This is a genomic window from Micromonospora sp. AMSO12t, assembly GCF_008806585.1.
Lineage (GTDB): Bacteria > Actinomycetota > Actinomycetes > Mycobacteriales > Micromonosporaceae > Micromonospora > Micromonospora reichwaldensis.
In genome coordinates this window covers 1-517 of the sequence record NZ_WAAS01000586.1, presented here as the reverse complement: position 1 = coordinate 517, position 517 = coordinate 1, and the positions used below count along the sequence as shown (strand labels likewise).

Annotated in this window: 1 protein-coding gene; it reads right to left on the bottom strand. The window is 69.8% G+C overall.

What is annotated here, in order from left to right; translation table 11 throughout:
- Positions 1 to 517: carboxypeptidase regulatory-like domain-containing protein (locus tag F6X68_RS33065; RefSeq protein ID WP_151457882.1), on the bottom strand; the 517-nt coding region annotated here is incomplete at both ends.

Genomic DNA, 517 nt, shown 5'->3' with positions numbered 1-517 from the left:
GTCTCCGACGAGCACGCCGGGCTGGACCCCGGCGTTGTCGGCCGTCGCCGTGACCGTGGTGGATTCGCCGGCCGCGAGCGTGACCGTGCCGGTCGCGGCCGGGCCCGTGAGGGTCAGCCAGGCAAGGTCGGCAGCCTCGTGCCCACCGTCGCTGGTGCGCTTCTGCTCGCTGATCCGCACCTCAAGCGGGGCGGAGCCGCTGTTGGTCACTGTCACGTCGGCCGTCGCCTTCTGGGCCTTGTCGAGGAGCCAGTCGAAGTCACCTCCGGTGACGGTGGCGACGCCGGTCGTCAACGCCGTGTCGACCACCTCGGCCTGATCCTTCTTGGCGATGGTCACCGGGTGGCTGGCGGTGACGTAGTTCGGCGCCTCGACCTGCACGGTGTTCTCGCCGACCAGCGCCTGAGCCTTCCACCGGCCCTTTGCGTCGGTGGTGATGACGCGTTCACCGGCCGGCCCCTTGAGCGTGACGATCGCGCCCTCGATCGGCTTGCCGTCGTTCTTGTCGGTGACCGTA